Annotated in this window: 20 protein-coding genes; 13 read left to right on the top strand and 7 right to left on the bottom strand. The window is 30.4% G+C overall.

Features of this window, described 5'->3' with window-relative positions; genetic code table 11:
• Positions 1–174 precede the first annotated feature (174 nt).
• Positions 175–573: an acyl-CoA thioesterase gene (locus tag DIS18_RS12695; RefSeq protein ID WP_109353455.1), complete on the top strand. Its 399-nt coding sequence runs from the start codon at positions 175–177 to the stop codon at positions 571–573.
• On the opposite strand, the gene DIS18_RS12690 is transcribed toward DIS18_RS12695, so the two are convergent.
• Genes DIS18_RS12690 through DIS18_RS12675 form a run of 4 tightly spaced genes read right to left on the bottom strand, consistent with a single transcriptional unit; the run spans position 574 to position 3,254 of the window.
• Positions 574–1,182, bottom strand: coding sequence for an IMPACT family protein (locus DIS18_RS12690; protein WP_109353454.1), 609 nt, complete (start codon positions 1,180–1,182; stop codon positions 574–576).
• A gap of 5 nt (positions 1,183–1,187) precedes the next feature.
• Entirely contained in the window at positions 1,188–1,799 is a 612-nt protein-coding gene (locus DIS18_RS12685) for an HAD family hydrolase (protein WP_109353453.1), read from the bottom strand.
• On the bottom strand, positions 1,792–2,796 hold the full coding sequence (gene ribD, locus DIS18_RS12680; protein ID WP_109353452.1) for a bifunctional diaminohydroxyphosphoribosylaminopyrimidine deaminase/5-amino-6-(5-phosphoribosylamino)uracil reductase RibD: 1,005 nt from the start codon (positions 2,794–2,796) through the stop codon (positions 1,792–1,794). The genes DIS18_RS12685 and ribD overlap by 8 nt, the downstream gene beginning before the upstream one ends.
• Before the next feature lie 2 nt (positions 2,797–2,798).
• Positions 2,799–3,254 (bottom strand): LEA/WHy family protein, encoded by a 456-nt coding sequence (locus tag DIS18_RS12675; RefSeq protein WP_109353451.1) that lies wholly within the window; start codon positions 3,252–3,254, stop codon positions 2,799–2,801.
• 53 nt (positions 3,255–3,307) lie between these two features.
• On the opposite strand from DIS18_RS12675, the gene DIS18_RS12670 reads away from it, so the two are divergent.
• The 4 genes from DIS18_RS12670 (at position 3,308) to DIS18_RS12655 (ending at position 7,475) form a co-directional block, all read left to right on the top strand.
• Positions 3,308–3,799 carry a GNAT family N-acetyltransferase gene (locus DIS18_RS12670; protein WP_109353450.1) on the top strand — a complete coding sequence of 164 codons (492 nt, stop codon included), beginning with the start codon at positions 3,308–3,310 and terminating at the stop codon, positions 3,797–3,799.
• Positions 3,796–4,650 (top strand): peptide chain release factor N(5)-glutamine methyltransferase, encoded by an 855-nt coding sequence (prmC, locus tag DIS18_RS12665; protein ID WP_109353524.1) that lies wholly within the window; start codon positions 3,796–3,798, stop codon positions 4,648–4,650. The genes DIS18_RS12670 and prmC overlap by 4 nt, the downstream gene beginning before the upstream one ends.
• The gene (ligA, locus tag DIS18_RS12660) at positions 4,650–6,647 is read left to right on the top strand and encodes an NAD-dependent DNA ligase LigA (RefSeq protein WP_109353449.1); all 1,998 of its coding nucleotides are present in this window, start codon (positions 4,650–4,652) and stop codon (positions 6,645–6,647) included. The genes prmC and ligA overlap by 1 nt, the downstream gene beginning before the upstream one ends.
• 87 nt (positions 6,648–6,734) lie before the next feature.
• Positions 6,735–7,475, top strand: coding sequence for a hypothetical protein (locus tag DIS18_RS12655; protein ID WP_109353448.1), 741 nt, complete (start codon positions 6,735–6,737; stop codon positions 7,473–7,475).
• On the opposite strand, the gene DIS18_RS12650 is transcribed toward DIS18_RS12655, so the two are convergent.
• From DIS18_RS12650 to DIS18_RS12640, 3 genes are all read right to left on the bottom strand, one after another.
• On the bottom strand, positions 7,472–7,855 hold the full coding sequence (locus DIS18_RS12650; RefSeq protein WP_109353447.1) for a DoxX family protein: 384 nt from the start codon (positions 7,853–7,855) through the stop codon (positions 7,472–7,474). The two genes, DIS18_RS12655 and DIS18_RS12650, sit on opposite strands and share 4 nt — an antisense overlap.
• Before the next feature lie 65 nt (positions 7,856–7,920).
• On the bottom strand, positions 7,921–8,835 hold the full coding sequence (locus tag DIS18_RS12645; RefSeq protein ID WP_109353446.1) for a bifunctional metallophosphatase/5'-nucleotidase: 915 nt from the start codon (positions 8,833–8,835) through the stop codon (positions 7,921–7,923).
• Between the two features lie 3 nt (positions 8,836–8,838).
• The gene (locus DIS18_RS12640) at positions 8,839–9,597 is read right to left on the bottom strand and encodes a 5'-nucleotidase C-terminal domain-containing protein (RefSeq protein WP_181364051.1); all 759 of its coding nucleotides are present in this window, start codon (positions 9,595–9,597) and stop codon (positions 8,839–8,841) included.
• Between the two features lie 57 nt (positions 9,598–9,654).
• On the opposite strand from DIS18_RS12640, the gene DIS18_RS12635 reads away from it, so the two are divergent.
• From DIS18_RS12635 to DIS18_RS12600, 8 genes are all read left to right on the top strand, one after another.
• The gene (locus tag DIS18_RS12635) at positions 9,655–10,176 is read left to right on the top strand and encodes a DUF6913 domain-containing protein (protein ID WP_109353445.1); all 522 of its coding nucleotides are present in this window, start codon (positions 9,655–9,657) and stop codon (positions 10,174–10,176) included.
• A gap of 2 nt (positions 10,177–10,178) precedes the next feature.
• Entirely contained in the window at positions 10,179–11,057 is an 879-nt protein-coding gene (gene dapA / locus DIS18_RS12630; protein WP_109353444.1) for a 4-hydroxy-tetrahydrodipicolinate synthase, read from the top strand.
• Between the two features lie 118 nt (positions 11,058–11,175).
• Positions 11,176–12,015 carry an outer membrane protein assembly factor BamD gene (locus DIS18_RS12625; protein WP_109353443.1) on the top strand — a complete coding sequence of 280 codons (840 nt, stop codon included), beginning with the start codon at positions 11,176–11,178 and terminating at the stop codon, positions 12,013–12,015.
• An 11-nt stretch (positions 12,016–12,026) separates the two neighbouring features.
• Positions 12,027–12,356 carry a DNA-directed RNA polymerase subunit omega gene (locus tag DIS18_RS12620; protein ID WP_136481415.1) on the top strand — a complete coding sequence of 110 codons (330 nt, stop codon included), beginning with the start codon at positions 12,027–12,029 and terminating at the stop codon, positions 12,354–12,356.
• 89 nt (positions 12,357–12,445) lie between these two features.
• The gene (gene coaBC / locus DIS18_RS12615) at positions 12,446–13,657 is read left to right on the top strand and encodes a bifunctional phosphopantothenoylcysteine decarboxylase/phosphopantothenate--cysteine ligase CoaBC (RefSeq protein ID WP_109353522.1); all 1,212 of its coding nucleotides are present in this window, start codon (positions 12,446–12,448) and stop codon (positions 13,655–13,657) included.
• The gene (gene porD / locus DIS18_RS12610; RefSeq protein ID WP_109353441.1) at positions 13,650–14,537 is read left to right on the top strand and encodes a type IX secretion system protein PorD; all 888 of its coding nucleotides are present in this window, start codon (positions 13,650–13,652) and stop codon (positions 14,535–14,537) included. The genes coaBC and porD overlap by 8 nt, the downstream gene beginning before the upstream one ends.
• A gap of 56 nt (positions 14,538–14,593) precedes the next feature.
• Positions 14,594–16,246: a DNA repair protein RecN gene (recN, locus tag DIS18_RS12605; RefSeq protein ID WP_109353440.1), complete on the top strand. Its 1,653-nt coding sequence runs from the start codon at positions 14,594–14,596 to the stop codon at positions 16,244–16,246.
• A gap of 110 nt (positions 16,247–16,356) precedes the next feature.
• The gene (locus DIS18_RS12600) at positions 16,357–17,172 is read left to right on the top strand and encodes an enoyl-ACP reductase FabI (protein WP_109353439.1); all 816 of its coding nucleotides are present in this window, start codon (positions 16,357–16,359) and stop codon (positions 17,170–17,172) included.
• The last annotated feature ends 123 nt before the right edge of the window (positions 17,173–17,295 follow it).

Below are 17,295 nucleotides of genomic sequence, written 5' to 3'. Positions count from 1 at the left end.
TTTTAAAGTTTGTTGTATTCGATACGAGACAATAAAATGCCATCCCCCTTTTATCGAGGAGCAAATATGTGAACAAAATTCTTAAAAAAAAAATGATTTACTATTGAATTTTTAGAAATTTTTCCTCATGTTTATCCTCTTGCCGAAACTACAAAAAAATATTCAATAAAACTTATGAAATTCGATGAAATACAAATAAGAGTGAGATATGGTGAAACTGACCAAATGGGAGTGGTATATCATGGTAATTATGCGCTATATCTTGAAATGGGGAGAATTGAGTGGTTACGTAAACTAGGAGTTTCATATAAATTAATGGAAGAAAATGGTATTATGTTACCAGTAGTTTCTTTAAATATAAACTATAAAAAATCAGCAGGTTATGATGATGTAATTAATGTAAAAACTCAACTAAAAAGTAAGCCTACTGCAAAAATTGAATTTGAATATGAAATTACAAATGAAAACGATGAAATTTTAACTACAGCTAGCACAACTTTAGTATTTATAGATATGAAAACTAATAGACCAACAAGAGCGCCTCAGTATCTTTTGGATCTTTTAGGGGCTTAATTATAATTTTTTTATGTCTATTTCATAAAGACGATTAAAAATTTCAAAAACAGATTCTGCTTCATTTTTTCTTACCGTTATAGTTATCTCACAACTCATTTCTAATTTTTGATTGATTATTTTGAGTTGTTTTTCTTTGATGACACGCATTACAGTGTTCATATTCTTATATTCAAAAGAAATAAGGTAATCTGTATTGATAGTCTTCTCAATTATAGCAGAATTCTCAAGAACCATTTGCGCTGCAGTTCTGTAAGCATTAATTAAACCACCAACCCCCAGTTTTACACCACCAAAATAGCGCACTACAACAATTAAAACATTTGTAACATCAAACGATTGTATTTGTCCATAAATTGGCATACCTGCAGAATTGCTAGGTTCACCATCGTCATTTACGCGGTAAGTAAGAGTTTCTGTTCCTAACTGGTAAGCGTAACACCAATGTCTTGCTGTATGATGTTCTTTTTTTAATTGCTCTAAGTGCTTTTTTATATGTTCTTCATTTAAAACAGGAAAAGCATATCCAAAAAACTTACTGTTTTTATCTTTAAACAAAGTTGGGTCAGGAGTAACTTCAATAGTTTTATATGTGTCTTTTTCAGTCAAACTATTTAGAAGAGATGTTTTTTGGTTTCAAAAAGATTTACAACATCTTCATTTTCAGGGTTGATATGCCAGGTATTAATATTCAACCGCTTTGCAGTTTCAATGTTATCTGTGTTATCATCTATAAAAAGACATTCTTCAGCTTTGAGCTTGTTTTCATTCAAAACAAATTCAAAAATATCTTGATTAGGTTTAACTAAGTTTATTTCATGTGAAAGATAAAACGCATCGAAACAATTTTTGAAGTCCTCATAAAATGAAACATTATCTTTTATGTAATTGATATGAAGTTCATTGGTGTTGCTCAATAAAATCAATTCATATTTTGAAGATGATTTAAGTTTCTTTAAAAACTCTAAACGTTTTTTAGGAAAATGTTTTAACATATAATTCCAAATATCAATAAGGTCTTCTCTAGATAATTTTGGAAAATTTTCAATATAAAATTGAAGAAATTCATCAGTAGAAATTAATCCTTGTTCATAAAAGCTATTGAATGCTAACATTTCTTCTGAAAGTCTCTCAATTTCAAATGTTTCTAAGGCATGTTTATGAGCAGCTTCAATATTTAAATTGATAAATATGTTTCCAAAATCGAAAATGATGGTTTTAATCATTTTTGTAAATTTTAAGAGTATCTGTAAGTATAGATGTCTCAGATATTAATTTCCCTTTAAAACTAGGTGCTTTAACTCCATTTTTAAAAGTATTTTGTCTTGTAAAGATTCTTGCTTCATCCCAAAGATTTTCATCTATAAAAGTTTGAAGTGTTTTCGCACCACCTTCAATTATTACTGAGTTTATATCATTTTCAAATAATATATAAGTAATTTGTTTTCCTTTAGGTTTAGTAAAATCTATATTGTTTTTTGAGATTATTATAATCTCAGAATCTTTATTAAAAACATGAAGCTTTTTTGATAGCTCTTCATCTTTATCAATAACAATTCTTATAGGGTTTTTACCTGCCCAATCTCTTGTGGTTAAGCTAGGGTTGTCTTCTATAATGGTATTTGTTCCAACTAAAATGGCTTGTTCTTCTGCTCTCCATTTATGTACTAATTGTCTAGAATAGGTATTAGTAATCCACACTGGTTTTTGTTCATTTTTTGTTTCTGGAGCAATAAATCCATCACTAGTCTCTGCCCATTTTAAAATAATATAGGGTCGTTTTTTATTATGAAACGTAAAAAAGCGTTTATGATGTTCTTTACATTCATTTTCTAGAATACCAACAGTTACGGTACAACCTGCGCCCATAAGTTTTTTTATGCCTTTACCCGCTACTTTTTCATTATCATCAACACATCCAATAACAATATTCGGAATTTTATGCTGTATTATAAGATCGCTACAAGGTGGTGTTTTTCCAAAGTGCGAGCAAGGTTCAAGCGTTACATAAATTGTGGCTTCTTTGAGTAAATCTTTATTTAAGACAGAGTTTATTGCATTTACTTCTGCATGATTTCCTCCGTAAGGACTAGTAAAACCTTCGCCAATAATTTTATTATCATGAACAATTACGCTACCAACCATAGGATTAGGTCTGGTGCTTCCTAAACCATTTTTAGCAATCTGAAGACAGCGCTTTATGTAAGTTTCGTGTAGTGTCAATTTTAAAATTTAATTTTAACATCTTCGGTTTGGTCAATGTCATAAGTATAAGAGAATCCCAGTACCTTATATTTAATATCACCTTTATATTGCACTTTAACTTTCTTACTAAATAAACTTCCAATTAATCCGCCAATACTCTTATTGCTAAAAATACTATCTGTTGGTACATTTGTTTTTAATGGTACAGAAAATTCTTTTTTAGCAGGCACTTTAAAACTTTCAGTAGAAACTGAAGCCATTTCATTATCATTTATAAAAACTTTTATCTCATCTGTTTGTAACTCGCCGCCTATATCATTTGGGTTGATAAATTTTGCTTCAGCGGTAAAAGTGACATGTTTAGAAGTTGATTCTAAAACCTTGATGTTTTCTAAACCAATAAATTGAGGTTTTTCATTTACAGAACAGCTTAAAAAAACTAAACAAATTGTTGATAAGATTATAAGTTTACGCATGATGTTTTTTTTCGATTTAACGTATCTTCACTACTTCAAAAGCAGCAATTAAAGTGAGTAAAGATACTATAGTTATTCGAGAAATTGAACCTCAAGACAATGCGGAATTAGAGCAGGTTATAAGGGCGTGTTTCCATGAATTTAAAATTCCGTTGAAAGGCACTGCATATTCTGATAATGAAACACCTAGAATGTATGAGTCTTATCAAAATACTAATGATGTGTATTTTGTAATTGTTGAAAACGGAAAAGTTTTAGGTGGCGGCGGCGTTAAACCTTTAGCAGATTTTGAAGGTGATGTGTGTGAAATCCAAAAAATGTATTTCTCTCCTAAAGTAAGAGGTGCCGGCTATGGTAGAAAGTTATTTGAAAAATGCATGCAAGCTGCTAAAGATTTAGGATTTAAAAAATGTTATTTAGAATCAGCTTCACAACTTAAAGCTGCAATTCATATTTATGAAAGTTATGGATTTAAGCATTTAGATAATGCCCTTGGAAATACAGGACATTATTCATGTGGAGTATGGATGATAAAGGATTTATGAAGGTAAAAGATATTCAAAATATATTTCATGTTGAATTAGATGTTCTTTATGGTGAAGAAGAAGTTAATAGCTTCTTTTTTATATTGATAGCGCATTATAATAATATAACCAGAATTCAATTAGCAGTAAATCCTGATATGGTTATAGATGATTATGAAAACATTTTAAATGCTTTACAATTATTAAAGAAGCAAAAACCAATTCAATATATAATAGGAGAAACGGAGTTTTACGGACTGCCTTTTAAAGTGAATGAAAATGTACTAATTCCTAGACCTGAAACCGAAGAATTAGTTGATTGGGTTTTGAAGGAAGTTGATAATAATAAGCCTATTACCATTTTAGACATTGGTACAGGAAGCGGTTGTATTGCAATCTCGTTAGCTAAAAACTTAACAAATGCTAAAGTTTATGCTCTGGATGTTTCCGCGAAAGCGATAAAAATCGCAAAACGAAATGCAGAATTGAACAAGGTAACTGTAAAATTTATAGAAGCGGATATCTTAAAGATAAAAAATGAAGGGTTTATGGCTGATGTTAAATTCGATATCATAGTATCCAACCCGCCATATGTAAGAGTGCAAGAAAAAGCACTTATGAAGGCTAATGTTTTGGATAACGAACCCCATTTAGCATTGTTTGTAGAGGATGAAAACCCGTTGCTTTTTTATATAGCCATATCTAATTTTGCTTCAAGTAATTTAAATGATAATGGGCAATTGTATTTTGAAATTAATGAATATTTAGGCAATGATATGATTGGGTTGTTGAGTCAAAACCATTTTCAAAAAATAAAATTAAAACAAGATATCTTTAAAAAAGATAGGATGATAAAAGGTGTTAAAGCATAATGAATACAGTAAAAGAACAAATTGAAGCCCTTCGTAAAGAATTAAGATTGCATAACTACAATTATTATGTGTTAGATAATGCGACCATATCTGATTACGATTTTGACGTTAAATTAAAAACGCTCCAAGCTTTAGAAGCTAAACATCCTGAATTTTTTGATGCAAATTCACCATCACAGCGGGTTGGAGGTGAAATAACTAAGAATTTTGAAACGCTTGTACATGAGCATCGTATGTATTCGCTAGATAATTCGTACTCAAAAGAAGATTTAGAAGATTGGGAAACACGTATTAAAAAATTAGTTGATGGTGATGTTAGTTATACATGCGAATTAAAGTATGATGGCGCATCTATAAGTTTAACCTATGAAGATGGAAAACTTTTAAAAGCTGTAACTAGAGGAGATGGGTTTCAAGGAGATAATGTTACAGCCAATATAAAAACTATAAAATCTGTTCCGTTGCAGTTGAAAGGCGATTATCCTCCAAAGTTTGATATACGTGGTGAAATTGTTTTGCCTTTTAATGGTTTTAATAAAATGAATGAAGAACGCATTGAAATAGGAGAGGAGCCATACAGAAACCCAAGAAATACAGCTTCAGGAAGTTTAAAGTTACAAGATAGTACTGAGGTTGCTAAACGACCATTAGAGTGTTTGTTGTATAATTTAACTGGTAATAATTTAGGAGTAAAAACACAATTTGAAAGCTTAGATAAAGCAAGACAATGGGGTTTTAAAGTTCCAGAGGCTGCTAAGTTGGCTCATTCTATTGATGAAGTTTTAGAGTTTGTAAATTATTGGGATGTGCATCGTCACGATTTGCCTTATGAAACGGATGGTGTGGTTATTAAAGTTAATAATCTTCAACAGCAAGAAGAATTGGGCTATACAGCCAAAGCACCACGTTGGGCTATGGCGTATAAGTTTAAGGCTGAACAAGTTTCTACACGATTGAATAGTATTACATATCAAGTTGGTAGAACGGGAGCTATAACTCCTGTGGCTAATCTAGAGCCTGTAGAATTAGCAGGTACAACGGTTAAAAGAGCTTCTTTACACAATGCAGACCAAATTGAAAAACTTGATATTAGAGAAGGAGATGAAGTGTATGTTGAAAAAGGAGGTGAAATTATTCCAAAAATCTTAGGTGTTGACTTAAGTAAACGTCCTTCAAATTCTGAACCTACAATTTATATAAAACAATGCCCTGAATGTAAAACGGAATTAGTGAGACAAGAAGGCGAAGCACAACATTATTGTCCAAATTATAATGGTTGTAATCCACAAATTATTGGTAGAATTCAGCATTTTATATCTAGAAAAGCTATGGATATTGATGGGTTAGGAGGCGAAACCGTTGCGCTATTGGTTAACGAAGGTTTAATTACTAATTATTCAGATTTATATGAATTAACTAAGGATCAGGTGATTCCATTAGAGCGTATGGCAGAAAAAAGTGCTGAAAATTTAATTAATGGTATTGAGCAATCTAAAAACATTCCTTTTGAGCGTGTACTTTATGCTTTGGGGATTAGATATGTTGGTGAAACCGTAGCTAAAAAACTTGCTAAACATTATAAGAGTGTTGATGCAATTATTGAAGCTACAGAGGAAGAATTAGTAAATGTTGATGAAATTGGTGTTAAAATAGCAGAGAGTGTAACAGCGTTTTTTGAATCTGAAGAAAACATTGCTGTAGTTAATAAATTAAAAGGTTTTGGAGTTCGATTAGAGTTTTCAGCAGAACAACTTATTGGTCAAACCGAAAAGCTAAAAGGCGACATTATTGTAGTTTCTGGTGTATTTCATAAAGTATCTAGAAATGAATTAAAAAAGCTTATTGAAGATAATGGTGGGAAGGTAAGTAGCTCTATTTCTTCAAAAACAAGTTATATAGTTGCAGGTGATAATATGGGACCTAGTAAAAAAGATAAGGCAGAAAAGCTTGGTGTAATGTTAATAAATGAAGATGAATTCTTACAAAAAATAGGTTAAATCTATTTTTTTATCGATAAAATGTATTTTTTTTACGTTTAATTGTAAAAATTGTTTATATTTGTACTTGAACACTAAATTACTCTCATGTACAAGTCGAAAGTCTTGGTAGGATTTGTTTTAATATGTTACATCTTATTTGCTATTTTTGAATTTAGCGGATATCAAGATGTAGCTTATTACTTTAATTCTTTAATTGTACCAATAATAACTGTGCTATACTTTTTATTAATAAAAAGAAAAAGCAAATTATTTTTATGGTTTTTATTGAGTTATTCCTTGGCTGACATTTTAGGGTTAGTAATAGGTAGCATCCCTAATGGGCCATCTTGGATTTACGATTTTTCATATTATTTTGGAAATTCACTTTATATATTATCGTATTTATTTCTAGTAATAAAAATTAGTAAATCTATATGCTTTTCTCATATTATTAAACATTTCAAATTGCATTTATTAGTCTTGAGTATCTTAAATGTATACCTGTTGTATGTATTACATGCTATAATCGATCCAAATTTAGTTATTGAGAGTGATTATTATATTGAGTTAACTTATAACATAGTGGTGCTGTTATTGTTGTCGATGTCACTTTTAAACTATTTTTATAAAGACAATAAAAAATCACTTTACCTGTTCTTGGGTGCGTTATGTATTGTTTTTGCAGAGGTAATGGATATAGCTTATATTTATATAGACCAAAGGAGTTTTTTAAATTTTCTATCTACAACGCTAGCTCTAAGCGCATTTTATTTCTTCTATCAACAGTCAAAGTTATTAAATGTTTCTAATCAAGAAGAGAAGTATTTAGTAGCTGAACATAATTAGGCTTTCTTCTTTAAGAACGGAATGTCATTTTTGTATAAATAAAGAATAATTGCAGAAAGAATAAAAGTTAATACTGCAGTTCCAAAAAGTAAACCTCCATCACCTTTTACTTCTATTCCTAATTGCGTTAAGTGCATCATAATAGCGCCACCAATTAATCCTAAAGTTAAACCAGCCCCAATCCATACTGTTTTAGGTATAAGTAATAAAATACCAGCTATAAGTTCTAAGACACCTATGCCTATTCTTCCAATTGGCTCTAATCCAACAGTTTCAAATATGTAAACACTATCTGGATGAGCAGAAAATTTAAAACGTAAGGTTTGAATTAAAATTACAGCAACAATTATTCTTAATGCAAGAGGTATATATTTTTTCATAATATAGTTATTTAGTTAAATGCTTAGACGCAAATAGCTATGTTTCTTAACATTCTAAATATTTTTTACACAATAATAGATGTGCCATTTGCTGATTTATTCTTGTCAGAATCAAAATAAAAATCAATTTTCCCAAGGTTTATACCATAACAGCCTACTTGGTTTACTAGCATGTTTTTATTTTCTTTATTCTTAACAACCGTCGGTTTTGGAAGAAATGTGTGTGTGTGGCCTCCAATAATTAAATCAATATCTTTCGTTGCTTTTGCTAAAGATAAATCACTAATTTTATTTGAGTTTCGGTAGTGATATCCTAAGTGAGACAAACAGATAACCAAATCACATTTTTCTTCCGTTTTTAATATCCTAGACATGTCTTGGCTAATCTCTACAGGATTTAAATATTTTGTCTCTTTAAACATTTTAGGAGCTACTAAACCATCTAATTTAATACCCAAACCGAAAACACCTATCTTAATTCCATCTTTAATGAATATTTGATAAGGCTTGGTATGTGTATCCATTATAGTATTTGAAAAATCATAGTTAGCAGATAAAAATTGAAAATTTGCATGGGGTAATTGTGCATATAAACCATCAATACCATTATCAAAATCATGATTACCAATAGTTGCAGCATCATATTTAAGTTTACTCATAAGTTTAAATTCCAACTCGCCACCGTAATAATTAAAATAAGGGGTGCCTTGAAAAATATCTCCAGCATCTAATAATAACGTATTTGGGTTTTCTTTTCTAATGGAATCAATTAAACTAGCTCGTCTTGCTACACCTCCTTTATTTGCATTTCTACCATCTTCAGGACCAAAAGTATCAATATGACTATGCACATCGTTTGTGTGAAGTATGGTTACTTTTGTTGTTTTCGGTTTATTTGTAAAAGATTGTAAGCCTAAACTTCCTAATGTAACTAATGCTGTTCCAGCTGATGCTTGTTGAATAAAATCTCTACGTTTCATAGTTTACTTAATTTGAATAAATCTATCGTCAATAACTGGTTTTATGGTGTCTAGCTTATTGAATTTATCAATTAAAGCATTCCTGATTTTATAGTTAATTCTATAAATACTATCATTTGGTTTAAAGAAAGACATATTATCACCTCCATTATACAAATAATCACTTGTAGCAACATAATATGTGTGATTATTTTTTATGTGTTCATCTTTAATCTTAGCATCAACAAGGTTGAAATTTTCATCTATAGTTAATTTAAGTTTTGAAATAGGGTGTGCTCTTTTCGCCTTAAGTAAATAATCAATTAAACTATTTATTTGAGAAGTTTTAAGAGCAATTACAACGATACTATTTTCAAAAGGCATTAATTGAAAAGCAGTTCTTTTGGATACGCTTCCCTTGTTTAAGGGTGCTCGTATACCACCATGATTTAACAATACTAAATCAATATCCTTACCAGTTCTACTTTTAAAAATTGGATTAGCTTCAGAGTAAACAGCATCAGCCATAAAGTTACCAACAGCTGTATTAAAATCACCATCATTTTTAGAATAAGTGCCTGCAGAATATGCTAAAGTACTATCTAAATCTTTTTGAATATTATCTCTAAAAGGCTTTATGAAAGCTTCAATTTCAGAATCTAAAGCTATAGAATCTGTTACTTGAATTTGTTTTCCTTCAATTTTATAAAGATTTGATTTTTCATGTTTACAATTAAGAAAAGTTAAAAAATATAACAAAATAAAGAAATGTGTAAACCTCATATTAAAGCGTAAAATTTGAATGTACTTTTGCTACCTTTGCGCAAAGTTTAAAGATAAATGATTTTAAAGGGTTTTAAAGAAAAATCTAATAAAAAGTACTTAAACAAATTATTAACAGAACGCAAGGTTAATGTTAATGCGGACAAGGTTATTAGTTTAGGTATTATCTTGAATATTGATGAAATAAACGATTTTGAATCTCTAAGAGAATTAGCAGACCATATTAAAGTTAGACCTAATAAACTCAAGATTATAGCATTTTCATCCAGCAAAAAGGATGACATACACTCTTGGGATGAATGCTATAATCCAAAAGATTTTGGTTGGAATGGTGCTATAAAGAATATGGAATTAAAAGCTTTTTTAGAAACCGAATTTGATGTTTTAATTAGTTATTATCAAAAAGAAATTTTAGAGCTTAAATTAATAACTGCTGAATCTATAGCAAAATTTAAAATAGGGATTTTACAATCTGATGAACGTTTAAATGATTTAATTATAAAAACTAATTTGAAACAGTTTAGTCTTTTTAAAGAAGAAGTTTTTAAATATCTAACCATTTTTAAAAAAATTAAGTAATAATGAGTAATAAGTTTGTAGGTACTGGAGTTGCATTGGTTACACCATTTAATTCTGATTTAACTATTGATCATGAAGCATTAACTAATATTGTAAATTATAATATTGATAATGGTACTGATTATCTTGTAATATGTGGAACAACAGGAGAAAGTGTAACACTAAATAAACAAGAAAAAAAGGATGTGGTTGAAACTATTTCTAAAGCTAATAACGGTAGATTACCTCTAGTTCTTGGTATTGGCGGAAATAATACCATGGCTGTTTTGGAAGAGATAAAAACTACAGATTTAAGTAACATTGATGCCATTTTATCTGTATCTCCTTATTATAGCAAACCAACTCAAGAGGGCATTTATCAGCATTTTAAAGCCATTGCAGAGACGTCTCCAATAGATATTATTTTATATAATGTACCAGGAAGAACTTCCAAAAATGTAGATGTAGATACAACTTTAAGATTAGCAAACGATTTTGATAATGTTATTGCCGTAAAAGAAGCAGGTAATAATATGGCGCAATATTTAGAACTTATAAAAGATAAGCCAGAAGATTTCTTAATTATTTCTGGAGATGATGATTTAGCCCTTGGAGTTACTTTGGCCGGTGGTTCTGGAGTTATTTCAGTAATTGGGCAAGCTTTTCCAAAAGAGTTTTCTAGTATGATTCGTTTTGGTTTGAAGGGAGAGTCAAGTGAAGCATATAAGCTCCATTATAAACTTATGGATGTTGTAAATTATATTTTTGAAGAAAATAACCCTGCAGGAATAAAAGCTGTTTTTGAGGCTTTAAATTTATGTAATGATAGTGTTAGGTTACCATTGGTTCCAGCTTCAAATGGTTTAAAATCTAAAATTAAAGATTTTGTTAATGCTTTTTAGTGTGTTAAATATTACTTAAACCTTATAATTACTTACTTTTTGCCATTATTTTAGCTGAGAAATAATATTTTTAAAATCCATATTAATAGCGTATTTTTGCATGCTGTATTAAAAATCTATGAACAAATTTTTTTACATTCTATTAGTTTTTGCTGTTTTAAGTAGTTGTAGTGAGTACCAAAAAGTTTTAAAAGCTGATGGGGAAGGGGCAATAGCTAAAAAATTTAAACTGGGTGAAGCTTTGTATGACGAAGGTAAATTTGATAAAGCTAATAGGCTTTTTGCTCAAATTGTTCCAAATTACAGAGGAAAACCACAAGCTGAAAAATTAATGTATTTATATTCAAATACATTTTACCAAATGAAGGATTATTATGTGGCTGGTTATCAGTTTGAACGATTTGCTTCAAGTTATCCTAAAAGTGAAAAACTAGAAGAAGCATCTTTTTTAGGTGCAAAAAGCTATTATCAATTATCACCAATTTATAGTAAAGACCAAAAGGAAACAAAGGAAGCTATTGAAAAACTACAAGAATTTATCAATTTATTTCCTAATTCTAAATATGTAGCTGATGCCAATAAGCTAATTCAAGAATTAGATTTTAAACTTGAGAAAAAAGCATATGAGGTAGCTAAGCAATACAACCAAATTTCAGATTATCCAGCATCGGTAAGATCATTTGATAATTTTATATTTGAATTTCCTGGATCTAAACTAAGAGAAGATGCTTTGTTTTATAGATTAGATTCAGCTTATAAACTCGCAATAAATAGTGTTGAGTATAAAAACACATTGCGAAATGGATTGGTACATTTGAAAAAGGAACGTTTAGAAACAGCTAAAGAGTATTCTGAAGCTTTTAAGCAAGCCTATTCTAGCTCAAAACATATTGAAGATGTTAATAAAATGTCTTCAGAAATAAATAGTGAACTAAAAAGTTACAGCACCAAAAGTTAAATTATAATATAATGGATTTAAAAAAAACCAATGCTCCAGTTAATACGGTAACGTATGATAGAAATCAAATAGATGAGCCAACAGAAAACATCTACGAGTCAATTTCAATCATATCTAGACGTGCAGAACAAATTAACACTGAGATTAAAAAAGAGCTTATTGATAAGTTAGAAGAATTTGCTACTTATAATGATAGTCTTGAAGAAATCTTTGAAAACAAAGAGCAAATTGAGGTTTCAAAATTTTATGAGAAATTGCCTAAGCCTCATGCGTTAGCTGTTCAAGAATGGTTGACAGATAAAATTTATTTTAGAAATACAGAGGAAGATTCTCAAGAATAATTTCTAAATTTAAACACCATTAAATAAACTCCAATACCGTTTTAATGAATGGTGTTGGAGTTTGTTTGGTTATTAAACAAAGTCTTTATATGAGTATATTAAGTGGAAAAAAAGTACTACTTGGCATTACCGCAGGCATTGCAGCTTATAAAACGGCTTCGTTAGTTAGGTTGTTTATAAAATCTGGATCTGAAGTAAAAGTTGTTATGACGCCCGCTGCTAAAGATTTTATAACACCATTAACTTTATCAACCTTATCCAAGCATCCTGTTTATTCCTCATTTACTAATGAAGATGATGATAATGCTGTTTGGAATAATCATGTAGATTTAGGCCTTTGGGCAGATTTGTTTGTTATAGCTCCTGCTACAGCCAATACATTGTCTAAGATGTCAAATGGAGCCAGTGATAATTTACTATTAGCAACATACCTATCAGCAAAATGTCCTGTGTATTTTGCGCCAGCAATGGATTTAGATATGTATAAGCATCCTTCAACTTTAGAGTCATTTAAAAAGTTGAATGAGTTTGGTAATATTATGATTCCTGCAACAAGTGGTGAGCTTGCCAGTGGATTGGTAGGCGAGGGTAGAATGGCAGAACCTGAAGATATAGTTTCATTTATAGAAAAAGATATTTTAGGAAAACTTCCACTACGTGGTAAAACAGTATTAATTACTGCTGGACCAACTTACGAAGCTATTGATCCTGTTCGCTTTATTGGAAACCATTCTAGTGGGAAAATGGGGTTTGAAATAGCCAAAGCTGCAGCTAACATGGGCGCAGAGGTTATTTTGGTTACTGGACCAACACATCAAAATGTTTCAAATAGTTTAATTAGTATCAAACCTGTTGTAAGTGCGCAAAATATGTATGATGAGGTGCATAAATATTTTAAAGCATCAGATATAGGTATACTTTCAGCTGCCGTTGCAGATTTCAAACCAAAAGAAGTTGCTTCTCAGAAAATAAAAAAGAAGTCAGATACGTTAACTTTAGAGTTAGAAAAAACTAAAGATATCTTAGCTTCTTTAGGCGAGATTAAAAAACAACAATACCTTGTTGGGTTTGCCTTAGAAACAAATAACGAGTTAGAAAATGCTAAAGGGAAATTAAAAAGAAAGAATTTAAATTTAATTGTATTAAATTCGTTAAATGACAAAGGAGCTGGTTTTAAAACAGATACTAATAAAGTCACTTTTATTGATGATAAAGAAAATGTTTCCGAGTTTCAATTAAAGTCAAAGTCTGAAGTAGCTTCGGATTTATTAAATAAAATTATATCAGAAATTGATGCGTAATATTCTAGTTGTACTATTAATTTGCCTTAGTTTAAAAGGGTTTACTCAAGAGTTAAATTGTAATGTGGTTGTAAACGCAGAACAAACAGGAAATGAAAACTTTCCCATTTTTAAAACCTTAGAAAAGCAACTTAACGAGTTTATCAATAACACTAAATGGACAAAAAAAACATTTAAAGATCAAGAACGTATTAATTGCAATATGTTTGTGAATGTTATTCAATACAGTGGAGAATCTTTTCAGGCTACGTTACAAGTGCAATCTTCAAGACCAATTTATGGTTCATCGTTTAGCACACCAATTTATAATTTTAACGACAAGGATTTCAATTTTAAATATTTAGAGTTTCAAAATTTAATTTATAATCCTACACAATTTGAATCTAATTTAATATCAGTTTTAGCTTTTCATGTGAATATGATTTTAGCCTTAGATGCAGATTCATTTCAGGAAAATGGTGGGGATGAATATTATAAACAAGCTCAAATCATCACAAATTATTCACAACAAGGGAATTTTCAAGGCTGGAAATTAGAAGACGGATTACAAAGTCGTTTTACATTAATAGATAATGTGCTCTCTCCAACATTCAAAGAATTTAGGAATGTAATTTATTCTTACCATAGAAATGGTTTAGATGTTATGAGTAACGATGTTAAAGCAGGTAAAGAAGAAGTAGCAACTTCTTTAGTGAAATTTCAAGCTATGAATAGCCGCAGACCAAATTCATTCTTATTGCGAACATTTTTTGATGCAAAAGCTGAAGAAGTTGAGCAGATTTTTACAGACGGCCCTAGTGTTAATATTGCCACCTTAAAAGAAGCTTTACAGCGAATTGCACCTATGCATAGTAGCAAATGGCAAAACATAAAGTATTAATTATTTATTAGTATTTTTAGTTCTAATCACATCAGCTAATTACTGAACATTATTATATGCTTACTTCCCTCTCCATAAAAAACTACGCATTAATTGATAACCTCAATGTGGATTTTAACAATGGCTTGTCTATAATTACAGGTGAAACCGGAGCAGGAAAATCAATACTACTTGGTGGTTTATCATTAATTTTAGGAAAACGTGCCGATTTAAGTAGTTTAAAAGATGAAACACAAAAATGCATTATTGAAGCTGTTTTTAATATTTCGAATTATAATTTAAAGTCACTTTTTGAGTCAGAAGATTTTGATTATGAACCGCAGACAATAATTAGAAGAGAAATATTACCTTCTGGAAAATCTAGAGCTTTTGTTAATGACTCTCCGGTAAACCTTTCGAGTTTACAATTGTTAGGAGAACGATTAATAGATATTCATTCGCAACATCAAACATTGCAGCTTACTAGTAATGATTTTCAATTTCAAATTATTGATGCTTTAGCAAAGCATGATGAGGTTCTCCAAAATTATAAAGAAGAATTGGGGGTTTATAAAAATCTCCAAAAAGAATATAAAGAGCTTATAGCTTTTCAATCAGAAGCTATCAAAGAGCACGACTACAACTCCTTTTTATTAAATGAACTAATTGAGGCTAATTTAGTTGAAGGAGACATAAAAACTCTTGAGGAGGAATATGAAACCTTAAATAATATTGAAGGCATTAAAGAAAAGTTAGCAGAAGCTTATCATCTATTAGATGATGAACAAATTGGCGTACTATCAACGTTGACGGCTCTAAAAAACACTTTTCAAACGCTATCTGGTTTCGCATCTAAATATGAAGAATTATTTGAAAGAGTAAATAGCAGTCTGATTGAAATGGACGACTTATTCTCAGAAGTTAACGATTTACAAGATGGTTTAGATGCTGACCCTAACAGGTTAGAATTTGTAAATGGAAAATTAAAAACTATTCATAGTTTGATGCAAAAGCATGTAGCATCAGATGTTTCAGAATTAATTTCAATAAAAAACCAACTTGAAGAACAAGTTTCTGTTACTGAAAACTTAGATGAAACCATTCAGGAAAAGCAATCGGAAATCAATTCAAAAGAAAAAATATTAAACGCTATTTCCCAAACCATTCATAAAAACCGTTCTAAAATTATTCCTCAGTTAAAAGCACATCTGGAAACTATTTTGATAGATTTAGGAATGCCAAATGCGCAATTTAAAATTGATGTTATAGAAAGTGATACTTACTATACAAATGGAAAAGATGAACTTTCATTTTTATTTTCAGCAAATAAAGGCGGTAGTTTTAACGAATTGAAAAAAGCTGCATCTGGAGGTGAGCTTTCTAGAATTATGTTAGCTATAAAATCTATTTTAGCTGGTTATATTCAATTGCCAACAATTATGTTTGATGAAATTGATACAGGCGTTTCTGGCGAGATTTCTAATAAAATGGGAGATATCATGTTGCAAATGAGTAAAACAATGCAAGTGTTTTCAATTACACATTTGCCACAAATTGCTGCTAAAGGGCATTCGCATTTTAAGGTATATAAAGAAGATGTTAATGAGGTAACTCAAACCAATTTGATTAAGCTTAATCATGATGATAGAATTGTTGAAATTGCACAAATGCTTGGAGGTTCAGAAATGTCTTCATCTGCTATTGCACATGCTAAAGAATTACTCAATTAGCTTGTCATTCCTGCGAAGGCAGGAATCTTAATTATTAAAAATCATAATTTTAATATTATCTTTACACCCAATATTAAACAAATAATTAATCAACATATAAACCAATACATATGTATAACTTACTAAAAGGAAAAAAAGGAATTATTTTCGGAGCATTAGATTCAAATTCTATTGCTTGGAAAACTGCAGAACGTGTTCATGAAGAAGGAGGTCAATTTGTGCTTACCAATGCGCCAGTTGCAATGCGAATGGGGCAAATTAATGAGCTTGCAGAAAAAACTGGTTCTCAAGTTATTCCTGCTGATGCTACTTCTGAAGAAGATTTACAAAATTTAATTGACCAGTCTATGGAGATTTTAGGAGGTAAAATTGATTTTGTATTGCATTCTATTGGTATGTCTATTAATGTTAGAAAAGGAAAACATTATACTGATCAAAACTATGCTTGGACTCAAAAGGGAACTGATGTTTCGGCAATGTCTTTTCATAAATTGATGCAAACTTTATATAAGTCTGATGCCATGAATGAATGGGGAAGTATTGTGGCATTAACCTATATGGCTGCACAACGTGTTTTTCCTGATTATAATGATATGGCAGATAATAAAGCATATTTAGAAAGTATTGCACGTAGCTTTGGTTACTTCTTTGGGCGTGATAAAAACGTTCGTGTTAACACCATTTCACAATCACCAACACCAACAACTGCTGGTAGTGGTGTAAAAGGCTTTGATGGATTTATAGCTTACGCAGATAAAATGTCGCCGCTTGGTAATGCAACTGCAATGGATTGTGCTAATTATACAGTGTCATTATTTAGTGATTTAACTAAGCGTGTAACGTTGCAAAACTTATATAATGACGGAGGATTTAGCAATATGGGCGTAAGTGATGCCGTAATGTCAACCTTTACAGGAGAAGAATAAATAAAACTTTTAATACAATAAAGCTGCCTTGAAAAAGGCGGCTTTTTTTATGGCAAGTTTTTGAAATAAAAACCGCGCTATCCGTTACTAGTTTTGGCTCGATGCTCGCCTCGCCAAAAGCTA

It is taken from the genome of Algibacter marinivivus (assembly GCF_003143755.1).
GTDB lineage: Bacteria > Bacteroidota > Bacteroidia > Flavobacteriales > Flavobacteriaceae > Algibacter_B > Algibacter_B marinivivus.
This window is presented reverse-complemented; position numbering and strand designations above follow the sequence as displayed.

Bases quoted from the DNA above. Each gene is read 5' to 3' on its own strand.
- prmC (WP_109353524.1), top strand. From the start codon at position 3,796: ATGAAGGTAAAAGATATTCAAAATATATTTCATGTTGAATTAGATGTT.
- dapA (WP_109353444.1), top strand. From the start codon at position 10,179: ATGAGTAATAAGTTTGTAGGTACTGGAGTTGCATTGGTTACACCATTT.
- recN (WP_109353440.1), top strand. From the start codon at position 14,594: ATGCTTACTTCCCTCTCCATAAAAAACTACGCATTAATTGATAACCTC.
- porD (WP_109353441.1), top strand. From the start codon at position 13,650: ATGCGTAATATTCTAGTTGTACTATTAATTTGCCTTAGTTTAAAAGGG.
- DIS18_RS12645 (WP_109353446.1), bottom strand. From the start codon at position 8,835: ATGAAACGTAGAGATTTTATTCAACAAGCATCAGCTGGAACAGCATTA.
- DIS18_RS12655 (WP_109353448.1), top strand. From the start codon at position 6,735: ATGTACAAGTCGAAAGTCTTGGTAGGATTTGTTTTAATATGTTACATC.
- coaBC (WP_109353522.1), top strand. From the start codon at position 12,446: ATGAGTATATTAAGTGGAAAAAAAGTACTACTTGGCATTACCGCAGGC.
- DIS18_RS12600 (WP_109353439.1), top strand. From the start codon at position 16,357: ATGTATAACTTACTAAAAGGAAAAAAAGGAATTATTTTCGGAGCATTA.
- DIS18_RS12625 (WP_109353443.1), top strand. From the start codon at position 11,176: ATGAACAAATTTTTTTACATTCTATTAGTTTTTGCTGTTTTAAGTAGT.
- DIS18_RS12620 (WP_136481415.1), top strand. From the start codon at position 12,027: ATGGATTTAAAAAAAACCAATGCTCCAGTTAATACGGTAACGTATGAT.
- ligA (WP_109353449.1), top strand. From the start codon at position 4,650: ATGAATACAGTAAAAGAACAAATTGAAGCCCTTCGTAAAGAATTAAGA.
- DIS18_RS12695 (WP_109353455.1), top strand. From the start codon at position 175: ATGAAATTCGATGAAATACAAATAAGAGTGAGATATGGTGAAACTGAC.
- DIS18_RS12650 (WP_109353447.1), bottom strand. From the start codon at position 7,855: ATGAAAAAATATATACCTCTTGCATTAAGAATAATTGTTGCTGTAATT.
- DIS18_RS12675 (WP_109353451.1), bottom strand. From the start codon at position 3,254: ATGCGTAAACTTATAATCTTATCAACAATTTGTTTAGTTTTTTTAAGC.
- DIS18_RS12635 (WP_109353445.1), top strand. From the start codon at position 9,655: ATGATTTTAAAGGGTTTTAAAGAAAAATCTAATAAAAAGTACTTAAAC.
- DIS18_RS12685 (WP_109353453.1), bottom strand. From the start codon at position 1,799: ATGATTAAAACCATCATTTTCGATTTTGGAAACATATTTATCAATTTA.
- DIS18_RS12640 (WP_181364051.1), bottom strand. From the start codon at position 9,597: ATGAGGTTTACACATTTCTTTATTTTGTTATATTTTTTAACTTTTCTT.